Origin of the sequence: Sphingomonas suaedae, from assembly GCF_007833215.1 — a bacterium.
Classification (GTDB): Bacteria; Pseudomonadota; Alphaproteobacteria; order Sphingomonadales; family Sphingomonadaceae; genus Sphingomonas; species Sphingomonas suaedae.
Window position 1 is genome coordinate 716,694 of record NZ_CP042239.1, and the last position, 18,805, is coordinate 735,498.

The 18,805-nt window shown below is 65.4% G+C and carries 23 protein-coding genes and 1 pseudogene; 16 read left to right on the plus strand and 8 right to left on the minus strand.

Going from position 1 to position 18,805, the window contains the following annotated elements:
- Positions 1-17: 17 nt before the first annotated feature.
- The 7 genes from FPZ54_RS03365 to FPZ54_RS03395 all read right to left on the minus strand — a co-directional run bounded on the left by FPZ54_RS03365 (position 18) and on the right by FPZ54_RS03395 (position 5,569).
- Entirely contained in the window at positions 18-1,775 is a 1,758-nt protein-coding gene (locus FPZ54_RS03365) for an asparagine synthase-related protein (protein WP_186456898.1), read from the minus strand.
- On the minus strand, positions 1,772-2,431 hold the full coding sequence (locus FPZ54_RS03370; protein WP_145844975.1) for a lasso peptide biosynthesis B2 protein: 660 nt from the start codon (positions 2,429-2,431) through the stop codon (positions 1,772-1,774). The genes FPZ54_RS03365 and FPZ54_RS03370 overlap by 4 nt, the downstream gene beginning before the upstream one ends.
- A 71-nt stretch (positions 2,432-2,502) precedes the next feature.
- Complete coding sequence (locus tag FPZ54_RS03375; protein WP_145844977.1) at positions 2,503-2,622, minus strand: benenodin family lasso peptide; 120 nt, start codon at positions 2,620-2,622, stop codon at positions 2,503-2,505.
- Positions 2,623-2,696: 74 nt separating this feature from the next.
- Positions 2,697-3,326, minus strand: coding sequence for a GntR family transcriptional regulator (locus tag FPZ54_RS03380; RefSeq protein ID WP_145844979.1), 630 nt, complete (start codon positions 3,324-3,326; stop codon positions 2,697-2,699).
- Complete coding sequence (locus FPZ54_RS03385; protein WP_145844981.1) at positions 3,323-4,180, minus strand: phytanoyl-CoA dioxygenase family protein; 858 nt, start codon at positions 4,178-4,180, stop codon at positions 3,323-3,325. The genes FPZ54_RS03380 and FPZ54_RS03385 overlap by 4 nt, the downstream gene beginning before the upstream one ends.
- Positions 4,170-4,787: an acyl-homoserine-lactone synthase gene (locus tag FPZ54_RS03390; protein WP_145844982.1), complete on the minus strand. Its 618-nt coding sequence runs from the start codon at positions 4,785-4,787 to the stop codon at positions 4,170-4,172. The genes FPZ54_RS03385 and FPZ54_RS03390 overlap by 11 nt, the downstream gene beginning before the upstream one ends.
- Before the next feature lie 74 nt (positions 4,788-4,861).
- Complete coding sequence (locus FPZ54_RS03395; RefSeq protein WP_239019696.1) at positions 4,862-5,569, minus strand: helix-turn-helix transcriptional regulator; 708 nt, start codon at positions 5,567-5,569, stop codon at positions 4,862-4,864.
- A gap of 179 nt (positions 5,570-5,748) precedes the next feature.
- On the opposite strand from FPZ54_RS03395, the gene FPZ54_RS03400 reads away from it, so the two are divergent.
- From FPZ54_RS03400 to FPZ54_RS20100, 11 genes and pseudogenes are all read left to right on the plus strand, one after another.
- Positions 5,749-6,030: a transcriptional regulator domain-containing protein gene (locus FPZ54_RS03400; protein WP_145844986.1), complete on the plus strand. Its 282-nt coding sequence runs from the start codon at positions 5,749-5,751 to the stop codon at positions 6,028-6,030.
- Positions 5,990-6,628 carry a DUF2285 domain-containing protein gene (locus FPZ54_RS03405; protein ID WP_186456899.1) on the plus strand — a complete coding sequence of 213 codons (639 nt, stop codon included), beginning with the start codon at positions 5,990-5,992 and terminating at the stop codon, positions 6,626-6,628. The genes FPZ54_RS03400 and FPZ54_RS03405 overlap by 41 nt, the downstream gene beginning before the upstream one ends.
- Before the next feature lie 97 nt (positions 6,629-6,725).
- A complete protein-coding gene (locus tag FPZ54_RS03410) occupies positions 6,726-7,265 on the plus strand; it encodes a helix-turn-helix domain-containing protein (protein WP_186456900.1) in 540 nt (179 codons plus the stop codon).
- 34 nt (positions 7,266-7,299) lie between these two features.
- Positions 7,300-7,656 carry a hypothetical protein gene (locus tag FPZ54_RS03415; RefSeq protein ID WP_145844992.1) on the plus strand — a complete coding sequence of 119 codons (357 nt, stop codon included), beginning with the start codon at positions 7,300-7,302 and terminating at the stop codon, positions 7,654-7,656.
- A 38-nt stretch (positions 7,657-7,694) separates the two neighbouring features.
- Positions 7,695-8,261 (plus strand): hypothetical protein, encoded by a 567-nt coding sequence (locus FPZ54_RS19725; protein WP_186456901.1) that lies wholly within the window; start codon positions 7,695-7,697, stop codon positions 8,259-8,261.
- A gap of 2 nt (positions 8,262-8,263) precedes the next feature.
- Positions 8,264-8,815 carry a JAB domain-containing protein gene (locus FPZ54_RS03420; protein WP_186456902.1) on the plus strand — a complete coding sequence of 184 codons (552 nt, stop codon included), beginning with the start codon at positions 8,264-8,266 and terminating at the stop codon, positions 8,813-8,815.
- The gene (locus FPZ54_RS03425; RefSeq protein ID WP_145844996.1) at positions 8,812-9,300 is read left to right on the plus strand and encodes a helix-turn-helix domain-containing protein; all 489 of its coding nucleotides are present in this window, start codon (positions 8,812-8,814) and stop codon (positions 9,298-9,300) included. The genes FPZ54_RS03420 and FPZ54_RS03425 overlap by 4 nt, the downstream gene beginning before the upstream one ends.
- Before the next feature lie 306 nt (positions 9,301-9,606).
- On the plus strand, positions 9,607-9,843 hold the full coding sequence (locus FPZ54_RS03430) for a hypothetical protein (protein ID WP_145844997.1): 237 nt from the start codon (positions 9,607-9,609) through the stop codon (positions 9,841-9,843).
- 57 nt (positions 9,844-9,900) lie between these two features.
- On the plus strand, positions 9,901-10,098 hold the full coding sequence (locus FPZ54_RS03435; RefSeq protein WP_145844999.1) for a DUF6961 family protein: 198 nt from the start codon (positions 9,901-9,903) through the stop codon (positions 10,096-10,098).
- Between the two features lie 146 nt (positions 10,099-10,244).
- Positions 10,245-10,295: pseudogene (locus FPZ54_RS20095) on the plus strand (hypothetical protein); the annotation flags it as partial.
- A gap of 98 nt (positions 10,296-10,393) precedes the next feature.
- The gene (locus FPZ54_RS20100) at positions 10,394-10,498 is read left to right on the plus strand and encodes an excalibur calcium-binding domain-containing protein (RefSeq protein ID WP_239019697.1); all 105 of its coding nucleotides are present in this window, start codon (positions 10,394-10,396) and stop codon (positions 10,496-10,498) included.
- 504 nt (positions 10,499-11,002) lie between these two features.
- Here the strand turns inward: FPZ54_RS20100 and FPZ54_RS03445 are convergent.
- On the minus strand, positions 11,003-13,102 hold the full coding sequence (locus FPZ54_RS03445) for a TonB-dependent siderophore receptor (protein ID WP_145845003.1): 2,100 nt from the start codon (positions 13,100-13,102) through the stop codon (positions 11,003-11,005).
- A 109-nt stretch (positions 13,103-13,211) separates the two neighbouring features.
- Between FPZ54_RS03445 and FPZ54_RS03450 the strand changes: the two genes are divergently transcribed.
- The 5 genes from FPZ54_RS03450 to FPZ54_RS03470 all read left to right on the plus strand — a co-directional run bounded on the left by FPZ54_RS03450 (position 13,212) and on the right by FPZ54_RS03470 (position 18,805).
- Positions 13,212-13,538 (plus strand): hypothetical protein, encoded by a 327-nt coding sequence (locus FPZ54_RS03450; protein WP_145845005.1) that lies wholly within the window; start codon positions 13,212-13,214, stop codon positions 13,536-13,538.
- Positions 13,535-15,127 carry a PepSY-associated TM helix domain-containing protein gene (locus tag FPZ54_RS03455; protein WP_145845008.1) on the plus strand — a complete coding sequence of 531 codons (1,593 nt, stop codon included), beginning with the start codon at positions 13,535-13,537 and terminating at the stop codon, positions 15,125-15,127. Before FPZ54_RS03450 ends, FPZ54_RS03455 begins: the two co-directional genes overlap by 4 nt.
- Positions 15,124-15,405: a hypothetical protein gene (locus FPZ54_RS03460; protein WP_145845009.1), complete on the plus strand. Its 282-nt coding sequence runs from the start codon at positions 15,124-15,126 to the stop codon at positions 15,403-15,405. Before FPZ54_RS03455 ends, FPZ54_RS03460 begins: the two co-directional genes overlap by 4 nt.
- Positions 15,406-15,602: 197 nt before the next feature.
- Positions 15,603-17,669 (plus strand): TonB-dependent receptor domain-containing protein, encoded by a 2,067-nt coding sequence (locus FPZ54_RS03465; RefSeq protein ID WP_145845011.1) that lies wholly within the window; start codon positions 15,603-15,605, stop codon positions 17,667-17,669.
- Positions 17,669-18,805: a PepSY-associated TM helix domain-containing protein gene (locus FPZ54_RS03470; RefSeq protein ID WP_145845013.1), complete on the plus strand. Its 1,137-nt coding sequence runs from the start codon at positions 17,669-17,671 to the stop codon at positions 18,803-18,805. Before FPZ54_RS03465 ends, FPZ54_RS03470 begins: the two co-directional genes overlap by 1 nt.

An 18,805-nucleotide genomic window follows, 5' to 3' on the forward strand; every position in this document is an offset into this window, starting at 1 on the left:
GCGGAACGCGCCCTTCGCTATCCCTGATCGCCAAGAATGCCGCGCGCCCAGCTTTCGGCATCGGCGAGCTGGAGGATGCGACCGAAGCCCGGACCATGTGCCGGCCGCGGATCGTCGATCGCCGCGATCACCGCGTCCCGGTCGATGACCCTCGCCCCCGCGAGCAGGCCTTCGCCGAGATGATCGCGCAACATCGCGCGATGGGTCTCGAACAATGTCACGAGCAGACTTTCGGGAGATCCCTTGCCCTCCCGCCAGGCAACCTCGGCTGGCAGCTCCGCTTCGAAAGCGCGGCGTGCTGCCGCGCGGTTGCGGCCGTTCTCGAACCAGTCCCAGCTCGGAATGCGCAGGCAATGCTCGATCAGGGGCTGCGACACGAGTGGGGAGATGGCATCCCGTTTCGCGCCATGCGGACCGTCCTCGGCATAGCCCTGGGCGGCAACCAGCATCGCGACATGTGCGGCGCGCCCGGGCCAGGCCTGCCGATCTTCATCGAGCCAGGGGTGCGCAACGGCGTTGACGGAGAGTGCGCCGGCATCCGGATGCAGAAAGCGCAGGTCGACCGGCCAGCGCGAGGGCGTGTGCGCGCGCCGCGCGCGCAGGAATGCACGCCAGGCCACGGTGCGGCGTGAGGCCTGGGCGAGGCGCGCGATATCGCCGCACAGCCGCCAAAAATGTCGGCGGCCTTCCGGATCGAGCCGGCAATCGGCAGCAGGCGAGGCCGATTGTACAGAGCTGAACACATTGTCGCCGCCGCCGCCATCGACGAGCGCATCGCAGCCGAGCGCGGCGGCCTCAATGCTGGCCTGTGCGTAGACATGCTGCTCGAAGCTTCGCGCCACCGGCCGCGGCAACCGCACCGCGGCGAGGCGACGAATATCGGGCGCGCCATCGGCCATGTCGCGCTCGTGGAGGGGGCGACCGGTGTGCGCGGCCATGGCGCGCGCAAAGCTGCGTTCGTCTCCGGTGGGGTTTGTCGCGACGAGGTTGAGGCAGGCGAAGTCGCGGTCGGTGTCGGCCAGGCAGGCGGCGACAATCGAGGAGTCGAGTCCGCCTGACAGCAGCAGCAGCGGGCGCGAAGCGCGCGCGGTGCACAACGCAACGCAGCTTCTCGCCGCGTCGCGAAGGCGTCGATCCGCCTCGCGCCGATCGTCGATCCGCCGCGCGGGTGCCGCAAAGGTCCAGGGCGTCCACACCCGCTCGGGCTGCGGTGCGCCGACCCCGATCGTGAGGCGCTCGCCCCCGCGCACCTCCTCGATCCCGGTGAGGCAGGTGGCATTGCCCCGCAGATCGCCGGCAATCAGCTGGCGCGCAATTTCGGTATAATCGAGCGTCAATCCGGAACGCTCGGCGAGGCCGAGCTGCAGCATGTCGATGTCCGAGGCGGCGATCCGGCCCGGTCCGTCGGCGATGTGGAGGCAGGGGAGGGCGCCGAACGGCGCGCGCACCAGTGTCACGCTCGCGCCGCGCGGCAGGATCGCGACATAGTCGCCCCAGTAGCCCCGCACGAGATGCTCTCCGGAAGAACCGATGATGGCGGAAACCGCGGCGGGGGAGAGCGCGTCGAGAGCGGCGCGGGATCCCCCAGTGAACAGCGACCCAATAATATAGGCGCCCGAGCCCAAGTCGAGCATCGGCGTGTCCGGGGCAATCGCTACGAAAAGGGCCGGTGCGTCGACGAGCTTTGTCAGCGCCGCATCGCGGACGCGTTTGCGCAGGCGCATTGCCGCATTGGCGGGAAGGCCCAGGCCTGCAAGGAAGCGTGGCCTGATCATATGACAAGGATCGGCGTGAAATGACGCGTGACCTCGACGCGCTCGTTGATCACCATGTCTTCGCATTGCACCCAGGCATGTGCCTTGAACGGCCCGAGCTTGACCGCAAGCACGAGTTCGGGGCGCGCACCGGTCCAGGTGAGTGCGTGCGCGATCGCAAGCGAACGCGGGAGGCAGCGATCATGTGCGCTGACGATCGCGTTGCACGCTTCGAAGCCGGCTGCGACCCGGGCGATTCGCGCCGCATTCGCGCGGGCCGATGCGCGGCGCTTGCGATGACCTGCTCGCGCCAGCGCGCCCGCGAGTCCGAATGCACGCAGTTCAAGTGGCGCGTGCGCCAGATGAAGCATCGCGGAAAGCGTGTCACCCGCGCGGGCGGCGGGTGTGATGCCGAAGAGGCTTCGGTTCGCGGCGGTCGGGGAGGGGCAGGGCGCAGGCTGTTGCGCCGTATCGGACCTAACTAGCAGGCCGTTGCGGACGAACCCTCCGAGGGACGGGTCGTCGTCTTGGCTGTTCCACTCCGTATCGCACAGCCTTGCGAAGCTGCGCTCGGCATCACGAGCCAGGCAGAAATACCGATCGGCGGGGAGATCGAGAAACAGCAGTCGATCCTCGACCCGGCAAAAGGACAGGCCCTCGCGCAAGGCATAGCGCATCGATGGATTTCCACAGCTTGGAGGAAGCGGTGAGGATGCGCGGAGGCTAGCCCGCGCATCCCCGGAACCGGTCAGTCGTCGGTCAGCCCGGCGAAGACCTGGCCCAGACCGATATCGGGCTCGGGCCCGCGCGGTCCCTTGGTTTCGATGCTGGCAGTGCCGAGCTCGATCACGTCGTTTTCGCGTTCCATGATGCAGTCCTCATGTTGCTGCCGCGGGGTTGCGGCAAGAGGAATGCTAGGTTCCGCGCTGGACTATCCGAACTTTATAAATCGTCTGTAGACCGATTGTAGACACTCGCGGCGTAGCGGGCCCGCACGATGTCCGGAGCGGCGGCGATCCGGCGCCGGTGATAGGCGCGGGTAAGCTTGAGCAGCGCCGCCTGCGGTTCATGATCGAAAGCCATCGCCATCGCGCGAAGTTCCGCCTCGGCGTTGCGCAGCGCGTGACTCTCGGCGACCCTGATCGCGGCGAGGCGGTCGTTGCACGCGGCGATTTGAGCGCCATGCTCTGGGTTGGATGAGCGCAGGCCGACCAGCGCGAACAGCATTGCCGCGGCGCGCGGGGCATCTGCCGCAAGCGCGTCGGCGCGTCGCGCGGGCCCGATGTCGGTCCAGCCATGGACCGCCAGCGCGATCAGCGCTGCATTCCAGCCATAGAGGTCGCGCAGATGCGCTTCGGTCACGACGGGCAGGTGGAACCCGTCGCTCGCACGCGTTTCGACGAGTCGTTCCCCGACCAGGCGGTTGAGCGCGTCGCGCACCGGCGTCACGCTGCTTGCCAGTTCTTCGGCGAAGCGCGCGGGCTCGAGCCGCTCGCCCGGAAGGTGCGCGCCCGAGAGCAGGCGGCGCTTGAGCGCGTCGTAGACGCGCTCGCTAGTGACGCCCGAATTCAACCGTCCCGCCGTTGCGCGGCGACATAGGCATCGACCGCCTCCTTCTGGTCAGGGCGCAACGCGTCGATCGCGCCGAGCGCTATGTCGTCCCCTCCTTCGAGCAGCACCGAGGGGCAGCGCCCTTCGAAATTGCCCAGATTGGGTCGGTGCTGGCGGTAGCCGACCAGCTCGGCGAGCGGGCGGGGAAAGTGGCGTGCGACAGCTGGCGGATAGGCCAGCCATTGGTTCTCATACGGCTTGAGCCATCCCAGGCAGTAACTGACGATGAGCCCGCGACGGACCTCGCCGCTCGCGTTGCCGCCCGCGCCATGCAGCGTAGACCCAAGGAAGACGAGCGCATCACCCGGTTCCATCTCGGCAATCACCGGCGCGGCTTCGGGCGCATCCTCGTTTGCGGCGGCACCATGGCTGTCGGGCCAGATCAATGTCGCGCCATTGTCGGAGCGATAGTCGGTCAATGGCCACATGACGTTGACGAGATATTCGATCTCACCCGTGGTCCCGCGCCACATATCCTGATCGCGGTGCGGGAATTGCGCGAGCGCGCCGGGATGAATCGCGATCGCCTGGGTGAGGTTAAGCTGGAGCGTCTCGCACCAGGGCGAGAGCGTCTGTTCGGCCAGCGCGAGAATGTCGGGGTGGCGCACTAGCTGGTCGGTTTGCGGTGCCCGGGCGAGAAGACGGCCAAAGCGCTTGGTGCGCGCGCCATAAAAGCCGCCCTCGCAAAAGGGGGTTTCATCGAAGACCGGGGCAAGTGCGCGATCGAGCGCAGTAATCTCCGCCTGCGGGAGCATGCCGCGCAGGATGCAAAAGCCTTGTCCGCGAAGCGTGGAGGTTTGTGCGTCAGGCGACATCGGCGACCTCCCCGGCAAGGCTCAGCGTGCCGAAGATCCCGGCGCGTTCCAGAAGCCCGGGCGTGGCCGCGTCGATATCGATCGCGATCGCCCCGAGCGGCGATCCCGCTACATCGCGCCGGAGGCCGAGCAGTTGCACGCGCCAGCCAAAGTTCATGACCTGCGCGATCCAGTCCGGTGCGGCGACCCCGGTATAGCGGGTGATGCCCGCGCGCAGCCCATACCACACCAGTGCGCTGACGAGTTCGTTGCGAGCGCTGCGGCGCTCGCGCGCGGCAAGGGCGCGATCGAGACAGAAGCGGGTGATCTCGAAGATCGTCTGACCGCGCGGGACGGGTCCCGCGCACAGGCTCGCGAACATCGTGTCGAGGATATGAGGCCGGGTGGTCGCAAGCAACCTGGCCGATGCCCGGTGATTGCCGGCGGCATCGGTGACTACGAGGTAGATGGCGTCAGGCGTATCGAACTGATCGACTTCATAGGCCCCGGCAAGCACCGGAACGTCCCAGCCGAGCAGATCCACGAAGACGTGTTTGCGCGCGGCGAACATGTTGCGCAGCACCGCATCTTCCAGATGCGTGCGCGGGCTTTCGATCAGATGAAGCATCGCGAACCTCCCATGCAAGGTTGCATGAAAGTCACGGCACGACCGGCTGCCCGCTATCCCGGAAAAGAGGGATATCAGCGCCTTGCGATATCGGCGAAGCTGATGGTCCCGTCGAACAGCGCGAGGATGATGAGCGATGTTCTCTTCCGCACGCCATATCGCCTGCACGCAGCACTGATATGCTGCGCTACGGTTTCTTCACTGATGCCGAGGATGACGCCGGCTTCCCAATCGCCCTTTCCGCGCGCCGCCCAGATGAGGCAATCGCGCTGGCGGTCGGTCAGGCATGCCCTCCGCATGGGTGGGGGTCGGACCTGCCAGACGCGTCGCGCCCCTTCGAACGCGACCGCACCCGCGAGCTGGGCGAGGTACAAATGCTGCACCGGCCATTCGTGGCCATGGCTGGTCGCGAACGAGCAGGAGCCGCTGATCTCGCCTGGAATATGCGCGGGCATGGTAAAGCCATCACCAATCCCGTGATCGGCAGCACGCGCCAGTATATGATGGTCGCTCGCCGTCAGCGGAATCATGTGCGGCACGCATCGCCAGGCAAAGCCCATCGCAGTCTGCTGGCTCGCCCGGTGGATCGGATCGCAGGCCGCCAGTCCGTGGCGATCGAAATACTCGACCCATCGCTCGGGATAATTGTGCAACCGGATCGTCGTCGCGGGGGATGCGCCCGGATCGGCATGGTGCGACAGCGCAAAATAGTCGCAGCCCAGCCGCCGGGTCATGTCGCCCAGCGCTTCGCCGAGCTCGGTGGGGCTCGATGCTGTCGACACACAATCGATGAACTCTTCAAACGCTCTTACAAACCCCATGCGGCGCGTCGATCCCGGGCGGCCTCTCATGCCGCCGCATGCCCCGGAACCGTCCTTCCCTCGACCGTGCGTCGCGCGCGCCGGTTCTCGCTCCGGCGGTACGACGTGGTTGAAAAGACGGGAAACGTTATGGATTTGGCTTGCGCGATCAAATCCATTTCGGATGCAGTTGGGACGCGACCTGCCCGGCCTGGACGCGGCAGGTGAGGCGTTCGGCGAGCGCAGCAGGCGACTGGCGCGATTGCAGGCGCTATCGACGGCTGCTCGGGATCGATCGGGCAGGCCTGATGTGGGAATGGCTGCGCCGCGATCCCGACTATATCGCCTGGTACGCGCGGGCGAGCGCGGTGACGCGGGGCAGCGGCGATGACGGAAACTGCGATGCCGCGACCTGGGGGCTGCACTTTCGCCGAAGACCCTGATCTGGCCGCGCCGGACGCGCGGCTGATCTGGCATGCAGGGCTCGATCCGGGCACGCTCGCGGTCGAGGCGCTCGCGGCGTCGCCGCGCGACCCAGATGCGATCGATCCGGCCGCACTCGGGGGCTGGCTGACGCTGGCGGTCGATGCGCATGGCCACGAACATGCGGTGATCAGCGATGGCTGGCATCGTATTCGCTTCGACATCATGCTCGGTACCTTGTCGAAGGGCCCCGTTGTCCTGCGCTGCGGGATCGCCGCGGGCGGATCGGCACTGCCCAAATTGCTTCCGCTAAGGCGACTGGTCGATTTCGCGCTTCATCGCCGCTTCGCGCGCGCCCTTTATCCGGCAGACCCGCGGATCGCGCGCTGGCTGACGGCCTTGCAGGTGGGGGACGGCCTTGTCGACGGAGCGAGCCACCGCGAAATCGCCGAAGCGCTTTATGGGGCCGAGCGCGTCGCGACCGATTGGGAAGGGCGTTCGGATTCGCTGCGCTCGCGTGTCAGGCGGCTCGTCGCGGAGGCAAAAAGGCTATCGCGCGGTGGCTATCGCCTGATGATGCGACGAGGCGCGCGCCGGCCACCTCCCGAATCCGGGTGAGCGGATGGGTCAGGTCGACATGGGATACATCTTGGCTCTGCGGCTCAACTTCCGTTATCGTGAGGCGTTAAACTAGGCACATGATATGAAGGGTGAAATGGCGGGAGCCCCGAGGGCAGTGCTCACCCAGAAGCAGGCGACGACCTTGCGCCTCGCTTATTGCCACCTGACCTCGAAGGAGATCGCGCGGCTGCGCGGCGTGACCCGCTTTGCCATCGACGCGCAGATCGAGCGGGCAATGCAGCAGCTGGGCGTAGCGACCCGGATCGATGCGGCCCGCTGGGCGATGCAGCACATTCCGGGCCCATACGAACGGATCATATATGAACTGCAGCCCCTTGCCGCTGCCCCGGTAAGCCGATCAATCATCGACCCGCCGAACGAGGGATGGGACACCGGCGGGGATGGTCTGGCAGAGGCTGTCGCGCTCTATGAGCCGCCCACAAGGTTCCCGTCCGACGTCCGGCACTGGCGCTGGGGCGATCCCGACGACCTCAAGCCGATGGCGCGGATCTGGATGATTCCGCTTCTCGCCTTCGGCACGCTTGCGATCGTGTTCACGCTTCTTGCGATGGGCCAGGCCGCAAGCCAATGGGTCGACCGGAATCTCCCGGCTTATCGCCAGTCCGGCAACTAACAGCGGTGCCCCGCGCGCCGCGGGGGAGTATCGCATGTCCGAACATATTCACGCCATTGCCGCCGAGGTCTCGCCGCTCGTTCTCGCCGCCGAAGAGGCCATGGAGGATGCCGTGGTGGCGCTCTCCAACCTCATGGCCGGCGCGGTCGCACGGCGCCGCGAGACCGGGATGATGCCGGCTGCGGCGCATCCGACGGTTCTGCTGCTGCATCAGGCGCTCGGGCAGACCATCGCGTCGAAATCGAGTGTGCTTCGTGCCCATGGCAAGCTGGCAGAACAATATCGCACGCTTGCCAGCGATGACCTCCATCCGCTGACCGAAAATGGGGTCCGCGCTGCGGCGGAACGAACGACCCGCCACCGCCGCAACCCGCTCGTGGCGGTCGGCTGACGCTTGACCCGCGGTGACGATTTCGGGCGAGTGAGCGGATGCGAATCGCCCTTCTGCTCGGGATCGTCACCTTTCTGCTGGCCGCGCTGCTCTTCTATCTGAGCACCGCCGACAGGATCGCAGTCCATGGCGCAACCTTTGTCTATGCAGCTGTCGCTCGAAGCGCCTTCTATGCCGGGTTCGCGGTCGCAAGCTGCACCTATGCGATCCGGTGCGGCGGTGCGCCCGAGCGGATCGTGGGGATCGTCATTCTCGCGAGCGTCGTCGCCGATCCGTTGCTTCACCTCGTGCTCGAGCCGCGCTTCCACGCTGTCGATCCAACTCATCTCATCGTCGATCTCGTCAGGTTCGCCGCCTTTGTCGCGGTGGCGTTACGGGCAAGCAGGTACTGGCCGATATGGCTCGCCTCCTTCGAGACCCTAGCGCTCGGCGCGCACGCGATGCGGGCAATGGAGGTGGCCATCCACCCGGTCGCCTATGGCGCGATGAGCGCGATGTGGTCCTACGGGATGCTGGCGCTGCTGATCTTCGCGACGCGCTTTCATCGATCGCTGATCGTGCGGGGCGTGAATCGCAGATCCTGGAGCGACTTCTCGCCCCGCTAGGCGTGCCCGCACGCGCCTGGTCAGGCGAGCTGATCCGACGATTCGGGTCGCTCGGCGGCGTTGTCGATGCCACGTCTGCCGCCATCGCCCGTGCGTCGTCGGTGGAAGCGGCCGAACTGATCCTCGCGCACCGTGCGCTGCTCGAGCATAGCTTGCGCGATCGGGCGGCCGAGCGGGCGATCAATGCCAGCGGGGCGGAGCTGCGCGACTATCTCGTGGCCACCATGGGCGACGCGCGCACCGAGCGATTGCGGGTCCTGTACCTCGACGCGGGCAACCGGCTGCTCGGCACCGAGGAGTTCACACAAGGCTCTCCCACGAGCGTTCAGGTCGCGCCGCGGACCATTCTCAAGCGCGCCTTCGAGTTCCAGGCGGTCGGGGTAATCCTGGTCCACAATCATCCCGGTGGGGACTCGCGCGCGAGCCCGTCCGATATCCGCTTTACTAGGGCCGTCGCCAGCGCGGGCGCGGCGCTCGGCATCGCTCTTCACGATCATCTCATTGTCGCTGGCGGCACCTGTACCAGCCTGCGCGCGGCGGGAGCATTCCAATGACCGATCTTCCCATGGCCGATCCCGTCGAGAGCGGGCAGACCGAACAGGCACTCATCCAGCTCGAGGCGGTGATCGATCTGCTGCGATCAAATGCCCGCAGCGTGGTGCAGGTCCCCACGACGTACAGCGCGGACGACGATCCGCTCGCCGAGGCGGCGCGGGCCATGTACCGCTCACGTCGTCGACGCAGTCGCCATTTCGACGCCTTTCGCGACGGGTTCGGCGAGCCGATGTGGGACATCATGCTCGACCTGTTCGTCGCCGGACGCGAAGGGCGGCTCGTCTCGATTTCGAGCGCGACCATCGCCGCCGAGGTGCCGGCGACCACCGCGCTGCGCTGGCTCAAGCTGATGGAGCAGGACGGGATGATCGAACGTCGCGATGATCCCCACGATGGTCGTCGCACCTATGTCCAACTCACCGCGCATGTCGAGATTGCGATGGAGCGCTACATCAGGGAGGTTACGGGCGCGCGAACCGGTTGACCCGCGATCAGCGTCTCTTGCGCCAGCGCGAGCGCCAGATCGATATGGCAGGCCACGAGGCCGAGCCCCGCTTGGTCCGCCGCTTCGAGCGCTGCTTTCAGCAGCGAGATGACATCGGGTTGAGGATGTGTTTGGGTCAAGGGTCCAGTCCCTGCGTTAGACAACTACCTGCGTCACGCGACCGCGATGTGCAATGCGCACCGTGTAATGTTCGGACCGGAATGGGCGCGCATCATCCCTGGAGGTACTATGTTCGCGGAAGCCGATGAACATTTCGCTTGCGCCCGGGACGCGCTGAGCGCTGCCTTGCGCGAAGCGATTGCGACCGCGCCGACGCCCCGCTGCCGCAATAGCCGGATGGAGTGGCTGACCTTCGTCGCGACGCTCGAAGCGCTGAGCCAGATAGCGGCCGAGCAACTCGGCCGCGACGATGTACGCTTGTCGCCCGAAAATGAAGCCGAACTCACCGACTATTTCTATGCCGCGCTGGCCCGCAATCTGGCGCTGGTGCGCCGCCGCCCTCCCCAAGCCGGCGCGCATTAGGCACGAGCCGCGCTGCTGCGCGCTGGCCATGGCGGATTTGTGGTGTAGGATCACGGGGTGATCGATGACCGCGAGATCTGGGCCTGCGCCAATTTGCTGCTGAAGCAGCATGGCGATCAGGCATGGTTTGTCGCCGCGCAGCGCGCGGACGAATTGCTCGCCCGGGGCGAGATGCGGGGCCATTCGGTCTATCTGCGGATTATCGATCGAATCCGTCAGCTTGAAACCCAGGCACCCGCCGGAGCGGTCCACTAGGATCCGCGCTGCGGGCGCGAGCCAAGGAATCTGGTCCAAAATGGTGGCATCGCTGGCAGTCGCCTTGACGCTGACAGGTGTCCGGCTCAGCATCGCGACCCGACATAGTGGGGGCGAGCGTGTTTGGGGCAACGTTGATCCTGTTGATGGGGCTTGCCGGCCATTCGGGCGGGACCGATGCCAATGGTTGCCACATGGACCGCAAAGCCGGGACTCGGCACTGTCATCGCCCGAAACTGGGCGGCGCAGCGGCACGGGTCCGGCGTTCCTCCTCCAGTGAGGTCTATTACCCCAATTGCGCTGCGGCACGCGCCGCCGGTGTGCGGCACCGGTCCGGATCGGAGACCGCGGATATGCGCGCCATCTCGACCGTGACGGCGATGGCGTAGGGTGCGAGTAGCTTGGCAGACAGGGGGCAGGGGATGAAACCGATAGGATTGAAGCCGCGGCGCTGACTATGGTGTTGACGCCACCGGCTGCGGCCTGGAACGCGCGGCCGTCATGATCGTCGCGGGCGTTGCCTTGATCAGTCTGAAGCCGCAGCTGCGCGTTCGTCCGGCTCAGGCCTCCTGGTGTTCAATCGGGAGCTGAGCCGATCTGTGAGGGATCGGAATGCCGAGCAACGCTGATCGATCATTGGCCCAGCCAGATCTCGGAGTTTGCGACCGGCTACGGGGCAAACGAAAAGCGGCTCACAAGCGGTTCGGTTGGTGAAAGGATAGTTTGCCTGTCACCAAAGCGTGCCAATTACAGTCCTTCCGGCGCAAGATAGGAAGCGCTAAAAGCCGTCGCTGTCTAGTTGCATCCGGTAACCGATGCCTAACCATCTCGAACGCTGATAGCGAGTCCGCTGGCAGGGTCTGATGCCAGCGGGTTCCCGGGAGGAAGCGATCAGGTCGAGATCTCAAAATCGAAAGCCGACCGTGGCCATCACATTGCGCGGGGCGGCTACGAAACAGTCGCCGCGTGCGAGGCAGGATGCATAACCCTGATCGTCGAAAAGGTTGGTGGCATTGAGTGCGACGCGCCACTTGTCCCAGCTCAGCTCGGCGAGCGCATCGACCGTTGTCCGTGCCGGGGTGACGACCGTGTACAGCGTGCCTGCGGGAATCGCGGGATTCAGGCCGTAGGGGTCGACCGGCCCGGTCGATTTGCTCTCGCTGCTATAGACAACGCCCGCACCGAGCCGCAGCTGCGCGCCGCTCGTGACGGGGAAGCTCTTGGCCGACCAGGCCGACGCGGTATGGCGCGGCATATAGTCGAGGCCGGTGTTCACCTCCGATTCCAGCTCGCTATAGCCATAGTTGAGCAGCAGTTCGAAATTGCCGGGCAGGCTGTGGCTTGCCTCGAATTCGATCCCCTTGGTCGTCAGCTCGCCCGACTGGGTCGTGACGTTGTTGGCGAGATAGAGGACGCGGTTGCGCTCCTTGATATGGAAGCCGGTGACGGTGACCAATGTCGCGGAACTGGGTTGCCATTTGGCGCCGAGCTCGAACTGGGTACCGGTCTGCGGCGTGAAGTTGTCGCCAAGGGCGCCGCCTGGGCCGGTCAGACGGCCAGCGATCGGCAGAAAGCTTTCAGTATAGCTGAAGAAGGGCGAGATGCCTGCTGCAACCTTGCCAATGATGCCCGCGCGGAAGGTGGTCGCATTGTCGGTCTGGCCGGACGAATTCTTCACATGATCGCGGCGCGCGCCGAGGATGACCGACACGCGGTCGAACAGCCGGATCTGATCCTGCACATAGACGCCCAGCTGCTTTTGGGAGTCATAGGTGAACGGGCCGCTGGGATCATAGGTCAGCAGCGCATCACGATCGATATCGTACAGGTCGATCGTTTCGAAGCCGAACACGCCGCGCTTGCCGACCTTGTTCCAGCTATAGTCGAGGCCGACCAGCAGCGTATGTTCGATCGCGGTTCCGGTGTTGAACTTGAACTCGACATTATTGTCGGTCGAAAACACGTTCATCGTCGCGTCGCTCGCATCGGCATAGAGGCCGATCGTCCGCCCGTCGGTTCCATAGACCGCGAATGGATCGGTCGGATTGGTGTAGCTGTCGGCATAGTGGGTGAAATATTCGAGATCGCTGTCGATATAGCGCGCCTTCAGGCTGACCCGGATAGTGTCGCTGAACCGGTGGGTCAGCGAACCGCCACCCTGCAGCGAGCGCCCCGCATAGCGGTCCCAGCCGGGCTTGCCGACAAAAGTATAGCGATCGAGCTGGCCATCCGGGTTGGCCGGATTCGGGCTGAACGTGCCGACTATGGGCAGGAACTGTGAGGTCGATCCGGTATCGTCCTCCTGATAGAGGCCGGTCAGGATGATGTCGGTGTTCGGCGTCGGCTGCCAGCGGATCGACGGCGCGAACATCACGCGATCGTCGGGGACGTGATCGACATAGGTGTCGGCGTCGCGGACGCGCGCCACCGCGCGAATTGCGAGACTGTCAGTCAGCGCAAGATTGACGTCGCCAAGCGCTTCCTTTCGGTCATGGCTGCCATAGACAAGGTTCAGCTCGCCGCCCGTGCGGAACTCCGGGGTCTTCGACACAAGATTGACGAGGCCGCCGATCGAGCCCTGTCCGAACAGCACCGACGCCGGGCCGCGCACGATTTCGACGCGCGAAAAGTTGTAAGGGTCGGACGTGATGCTGGCATAGTAGGAAAAGATGTCGCGCATCCCGTCGCGGAATTGCAACGCGTTGATGCCGCGCACGTTGAATCCGTCGACGCGGGTGTCGCGACCATAGGGATTGGCGAGGACGCCGGCGGCGTATTTTACCGTATCGCTGATGCTGATCGCGCCCTGCGACAGATATTGCTCGTCGGAGATGATCGTCAGCGGCTGGGGGAGCTCTACCAGCGGCGTCTCGGTCTTGGAGCCGGCATTGGTGCCGGTGATGACGATCTCTTGGGTGTCGTCGGTCGCCTCGACCTCTTCGGCCCGCGCGGCCTGACTCAGCAACACACTCGCGACGGTCGCCGCAACGATCAGTTTGGCCATCTTGCCCACCCTCTGCTCAATTCGTGACGCGGCGCCTCCTATATTATTGAGAAGGATTAGCAATAGCATTCCGCTTGCTATTGCGACGCGGTCTTCGTATCCGCCGGTCATGCGTGACGCCATCGACACCAATGCCGCCCGCCGCCCGCGCCGCTGGGGGCGAATTCTGCTCGCCGGGCCCGGTGCCATCCTGGTCACGCTTACGTTGCTGGCAGGTATGCCGCTGTGGTTGCCGCGCGGCGCGGCGGGGATCGACAATCTTGCATTTCCGCTGGTGTTCGCGCCGTTGATCTGGGCGACCCTGTTCTTTCACGCCTGCCTTGACCGCAGCCTGATGCGGGCGGCGTTGGTCGCGGCAGCATTGTTTCTGGTTCATGGCGGGCTGGTCGCCTCGCGTTTCATGGGCGCTGCGCCCACAGTGGAGGCTGTCCGATGATCCATCTCAAGAAGGATGAGACCAAGGCGATGGTCGCGGTGCACGGCTGGTCCGGCATCCTGCTCGGCCTGCTGCTCTATGCGGTGGTGCTCACGGGCACTGCGGCCGTCTTCGCGCACGAGATCGGCGCCTGGTCGGCGGGGCATGTCGCGACCAAATCGTCATTCGAGCAGCCGATCGACGCCACGATCCGCCGCCTGACCGAGCAAACGCCGACTGAATATCATGAGGCGGTAAATCTTTTCGAGATCGGCGATCACGGTCTCGGCGTCTTCTTTCATCGTCATGAAACGGGCGCGGACGGCGCGCCGACGGAAGGCGGGTACTATTTTCAGCTCGACAATAAGGGCCGACTGCTGCGTACCGTCGTGGGGAATGTCGATGACATTTTCGGTCCGCGCAACGACGATGCGCTCAGCCATTTCCTCGTCGACACCCATGTCCGGCTACATGTGCCCAATCCCTGGGGATTGCTGCTCACCGGCATTCTGGGTCTGGCGATGCTGGTGGCGGCGATCTCCGGCCTGTTGATCCACCGCCATTTGTTCAAGGACATCTTCACGCTGCGTCGCCGCGCGAGCCCGGTGCTGGTCAATCGCGACAAGCATAGCGTTGCTGGCACCTGGAGCCTGCCCTTCGCCTTCGTACTGGCGTTCACCGGCAGCTTTTTCTCCTTCTTCGGGACAATCGGGGTTCCGGTGGTGGCGATGGCGGCGTTCAGCGGCGACGTCGAGGCGCTGAGCGACGCAGTGTTCGGCAATCCCGGGCCGGCCGATCCACGCCCGGTTGCGATCGGCAATCTCGACCGGATCACGGCCGATGCGATCCGTCGCTCCGGAGAGGCTCCGACCTTCCTCGCGATCGAGAATTTCGGCCGAGGTGACGCGACCGTTACCAGCTATCACAACCCCCGGTCCGGCGACGTCGAGCCGATCGCGTTGCTTTACAAGGGCGCGACTGCCGAGTTCGTGCGCGAGAAACCGAATGTCGGGACGCGGCCATCGGCGGGTGGGACGCTGGTCGGGATCATGGGCCCGCTGCATTTCGGAAATTTCGCGGGAATGTTGTCCAAGGCGATCTGGTTCGGGCTCGGCTTTGCCATGTCCTATGTCACCTATACCGGCATGCGACTGTGGGTCGTCCGACGCCGCCAGGATGCGCGCTCGCTCGCCTGGCTCGAACGGACGCTGACGGTTGTCGGGTTCGGCTTGCCGTTCGGGCTCGTCGCTTCGGCCGCCGCGTTTTTGATCGCAATGCCGTTCGACGCCGCAGTCTTCTGGACCCCTACGGCATTTCTAATCGCGTCGGCGGCCGCCATCCTCGCAGGCATCTTCGCGCGCGAAAATGATCGCCTGACCTGGCTGCTGAAGGCGGGTACTGGCGCGATCATGCTGACCCTCCCGCTGCTGCGCCTGTTCGCCGCCGGCGGGCCGGGCTGGGCCGAGGCGGTGGCAGTCGGCCAGCCGATCATCGCCGGACTGGACCTTGCTTTCGCAGTCGCCGGCGCCTGGCTCATCCATAATTGCTGGAAGGCGTTGCCGCGCGAACGCGCCGTTACTGCGCCGACGCTCGATATGGTACAGGCATGACAAGCATCTATCTTGCCCTGGCGGCCGTCGCCCTCGCCGCGATCCCCGTCGCGCTCCTGTGCGTCGGCGACCCCAAGCGGCGCCGCGCTGCGGGAGAGCCGGGCGGCATGTCCTCGGGCCGCCGCTGGCTGCTGGTGATCGCGACGATCATGCCTGGCCTGGCCTGTGCGCTGCTCGGCGAGTCAGCGGCGTTCATGCTTTGGCTCGGTGGGATCGCCCTGGCGGGGTGGGGGCTGGCCGCCACCTTGGCGCGCAACGAAGACAAGCCCGCCGCCTAGCTCTGGTCGCACACGAGAATTACGGGCGCCGGCTTAAAGTGCGAATCCAGCGGATTCTCGCACGGCAGCCAGACACCTGACAGGTACTCCAACCCGGGCACGGAAACATATTGGCGAAGGGCGTACGCCCGCCAAACTTTGTTGACAGTAAGTCGCAATAGCTTTTAAGCGCTCCGCGAAACAATCGGGGAATTCGGATGACGCTTCAAACCGCGCGAGCGGTGCTGCTGTTCAGCACCGCCATCTTTGCTATGTCGTCACACGCATGCGCCCAGGAGGGGTCAGGCCCGGTGGCGTCGCAGGATGATGATGAAGTCATCGTCGTCGTGGGCGCGCTCACCGACGTCGCGCTCGATCGTAAGGATATCCAGGCAAGCCAAGCCAACGACCTGTCCGACCTGTTTCGCAACGTGCCTTCGGTGGCGGTCGGCGGATCGCTCGGCATCGCGCAGAAAATCTATGTGCGCGGCCTTGAGGATTCGCTGCTCAACGTGACGATCGACGGAGCGCCGCAGCACGGCACGCTGTTCCACCATGTCGGCCGCGTCAGCATCGAGCCCGAATTGCTAAAGACGGTGGAGGTTCAGGCGGGCGCGGGTGAGGCGACGGCGGGCTTCGGCGCCATCGGGGGCGCGATCCGCTTCGTGACCGTCGATCCGACCGACCTGTTGCGCGACGGGCGCGACTTTGGCGCGATCGCCAAGGGCGGCTGGTTCAGCAATGACGGATACAAGCTGTCGGGCACCGCCTATGCGCGGTTGACCGGCGACATCGGCGTGCTTGCGTCCTTCGTCCATGTCGATCGCGACGATTTCCGCGACGGCAATGGCGTCACGCTGCGGGGCACCGGCGCGACCCAGCAGCTCGGCTTCGTCAAGTTCGGCGGCGAGCTCGGTGGCGGGCATCGCTTCACGCTGAGCTATGAGCAGCGCGACGAAGAGGGCGAGTTTGGTCAGCGTCCCAACTGGCCGGTCCTGGCCGGCGACCGGCTGTTCCCGGTCGAGGGCAAGCGCAAGACCGCCATCGCCAATTATGGGCTGAAGACCGGGGCGGGCATCGACCTCGAAACGACCGGATACTGGACGCGATCCGATTTCACCCAGGACCGCTATGACCGTTGGGGGCTGTACGGTGCGGAGATCGAAAGCTGGGGCTTCGACGCGCGCGCGCGCATCCGCACCGGCGGGCATGATGTCACGGTCGGCGCCGAGCATCGGTCGGACCGGGTGATGAGCCAGTATCTGGCTAACGCAGCGGCCTGGCAGCCCTGGGCATGGGACCCGAATATCGGCCGGTTCGAAGAGCGCGGATCGTTGATGGGCGTCTATATCCAGGACCGCTGGCGCGTGATCGAACCGCTGCTGCTCAGCTTCGGTGCGCGCTACGACGCCTATGATCTCGACCAGGTCACCTACCGCACCGGGATCGACAGCGACGGGGTCAGCATCAACGGCGGTGCAACGCTCGACGTCGCCCCGGGTCTGTCGCTCAATGCTGGCTATGCGGAGGCGTTTCGCGGCAAGGAGATCGGCGACGCCTTCGTGCTCGAGCAGCGCCCGGGCCGCATCTCGCTCTCGCCGACCCTGCGCCCGGAGCGGGTCGAGAATATCGAAGGCGGGGTGAAATATAACCGCGACGGCATTTTCGCCTCGGTCGTCTATTATCACACCCGCATCCGCGACGTGGTGCTCGATCAACTGGGCAGCGGCCCGGCGCCGCAATCCTCGACCTATTACGAGAATGTCGGCACATTCAATGCGGAGGGCTTCGAGCTACGCGCGGGATACAGGATGGGCCCCTTCTCGATCGACGGCTATTTCAACCATTATGACTCGCGTCTCAATGGCCGGATGATTGAGGGGTATGAGCAGATCGCGCTGGGCAATTCGGTCGGCGACAATTGGGCGGTCAGCGCGGTCTATGAGCCTTCGTCATCGCTGTCGCTGCGCGCGACGTTCACCCGCTATGAAGATCTGAACAATGTCGAGGTGCTGTTCCGCGAGCAGCAGCTCGGCTGGATCGCGGACACCCAGTTCATCGACAAGCCCGGCTATTCGGTCGTCGATCTCTACGGCACCTGGCGGCCGTTCGGGACCGAGACGGTCGAGCTTCAGGCGGCGGTCTATAACCTGTTCGACAAGCAATATCGCGCGCACGCCAGCGTCGGCGACTACAGCCAGCTCGGCCTGCCCGATTATGCGATCGTCCAGGGCTTGCCCGAGCCGGGCCGCAACATCCGTCTCGGCATCTCGTTCCGCTACTGATGTCCGCGCCGCCATCGACGCAGGAAAGGCGGCGATGGCGGCCGTTCGCGCGGGTGTGGCACCGCTGGTTCGGCATATTGGGTGGATTGTGGCTGCTGCTGCTCGCGGTGACCGGTTCGGCGATCACCTTCTATGACGAGATCGATAGCTGGCTGAATCCCGATCTGCGGACGATTCCGGTCGCAATGGCAGCGCATGCACCGCTCGACGTGGCGGTGAAGCGCGCAGAGGTGGCGGTGCCGGGCTTTGCCGCGAGCAATATCCTGATGCCATCGCATCCACGCGGGACGATCTGGATGCTGGGCCGTGCGCCGGTTGATGGCTCCCCGCGGCCTGTGGAAGTCTTTGCCGATCCGCGTGACGGGCGCACGCTTGGCTGGCGCGAGAGCGGAGCGCTGTCGTTCGACCGGCGGCATGCGATGAATATCCTGTACGGCTTGCATATCGACCTGCTCGCCGGGCCGTGGATGACCTGGTTCCTCGGGCTGGTATCGCTCGCCTGGCTGATCGATCATGCCATCGCGTTGTGGCTGGCGGTCCCAAAGCTCGCCCGCTGGCGCGCGGCCTTTGCGGTTGCGGGGAAGCCGGGGAGTCTGCGCCGGCTGTTCGACTGGCACCGCGCGCCGGGCATGCGGTGGTGGCCGGTCACCCTCGTGCTGGCGTTGACCGGCGTTACCCTGGCCTGGCCCGAGGACAGTCGTCATGCCGTGGCGCTGGTGTCGCCGGTGACAGGGCGGCTGCACGAACATTGGCCCGATCGCGACCCGCCCGCGACGCCGGTCCCGATCGAGACCGCCATCGCGGCGGTGACAAAGGACCGGGCGCAATTGCACAGCGTGCGCATCCTTGCGGACCATGCAGCCTATGCGGTGCGGACGTTCGACGCGCGCGATCCCGATGATCAGGGGCGGCTGTGGACCTATGTCGCGATGACCGATGGCCGCATCCTCGCGCGTCGGCACGACAATGGGACCAGCGGCGCCGACCTGTTCTTCGCATGGCAATATCCGCTGCATTCGGGCAAGGCGTTCGGCGCTATCGGGCGCTGGATCGTGTTTTTCGGCGGGCTGATCACGGCCGCGCTGGTCGGTACCGGTTGGATGCTGTGGCTGCGCCGGAGAGGACGGCGACGTTGA

Excerpts from the sequence above, each read along its gene's own strand:
- FPZ54_RS03365 (WP_186456898.1), bottom strand. The coding sequence starts at position 1,775 with ATGATCAGGCCACGCTTCCTTGCAGGCCTGGGCCTTCCCGCCAATGCG.
- FPZ54_RS03370 (WP_145844975.1), bottom strand. The coding sequence starts at position 2,431 with ATGCGCTATGCCTTGCGCGAGGGCCTGTCCTTTTGCCGGGTCGAGGAT.
- FPZ54_RS03375 (WP_145844977.1), bottom strand. The coding sequence starts at position 2,622 with ATGGAACGCGAAAACGACGTGATCGAGCTCGGCACTGCCAGCATCGAA.
- FPZ54_RS03385 (WP_145844981.1), bottom strand. The coding sequence starts at position 4,180 with ATGTCGCCTGACGCACAAACCTCCACGCTTCGCGGACAAGGCTTTTGC.
- FPZ54_RS03390 (WP_145844982.1), bottom strand. The coding sequence starts at position 4,787 with ATGCTTCATCTGATCGAAAGCCCGCGCACGCATCTGGAAGATGCGGTG.
- FPZ54_RS03405 (WP_186456899.1), top strand. The coding sequence starts at position 5,990 with ATGCCGCGACCTGGGGGCTGCACTTTCGCCGAAGACCCTGATCTGGCC.
- FPZ54_RS03410 (WP_186456900.1), top strand. The coding sequence starts at position 6,726 with ATGGCGGGAGCCCCGAGGGCAGTGCTCACCCAGAAGCAGGCGACGACC.
- FPZ54_RS03415 (WP_145844992.1), top strand. The coding sequence starts at position 7,300 with ATGTCCGAACATATTCACGCCATTGCCGCCGAGGTCTCGCCGCTCGTT.
- FPZ54_RS19725 (WP_186456901.1), top strand. The coding sequence starts at position 7,695 with ATGCGAATCGCCCTTCTGCTCGGGATCGTCACCTTTCTGCTGGCCGCG.
- FPZ54_RS03425 (WP_145844996.1), top strand. The coding sequence starts at position 8,812 with ATGACCGATCTTCCCATGGCCGATCCCGTCGAGAGCGGGCAGACCGAA.
- FPZ54_RS03445 (WP_145845003.1), bottom strand. The coding sequence starts at position 13,102 with ATGGCCAAACTGATCGTTGCGGCGACCGTCGCGAGTGTGTTGCTGAGT.
- FPZ54_RS03450 (WP_145845005.1), top strand. The coding sequence starts at position 13,212 with ATGCGTGACGCCATCGACACCAATGCCGCCCGCCGCCCGCGCCGCTGG.
- FPZ54_RS03455 (WP_145845008.1), top strand. The coding sequence starts at position 13,535 with ATGATCCATCTCAAGAAGGATGAGACCAAGGCGATGGTCGCGGTGCAC.
- FPZ54_RS03460 (WP_145845009.1), top strand. The coding sequence starts at position 15,124 with ATGACAAGCATCTATCTTGCCCTGGCGGCCGTCGCCCTCGCCGCGATC.
- FPZ54_RS03465 (WP_145845011.1), top strand. The coding sequence starts at position 15,603 with ATGACGCTTCAAACCGCGCGAGCGGTGCTGCTGTTCAGCACCGCCATC.
- FPZ54_RS03470 (WP_145845013.1), top strand. The coding sequence starts at position 17,669 with ATGTCCGCGCCGCCATCGACGCAGGAAAGGCGGCGATGGCGGCCGTTC.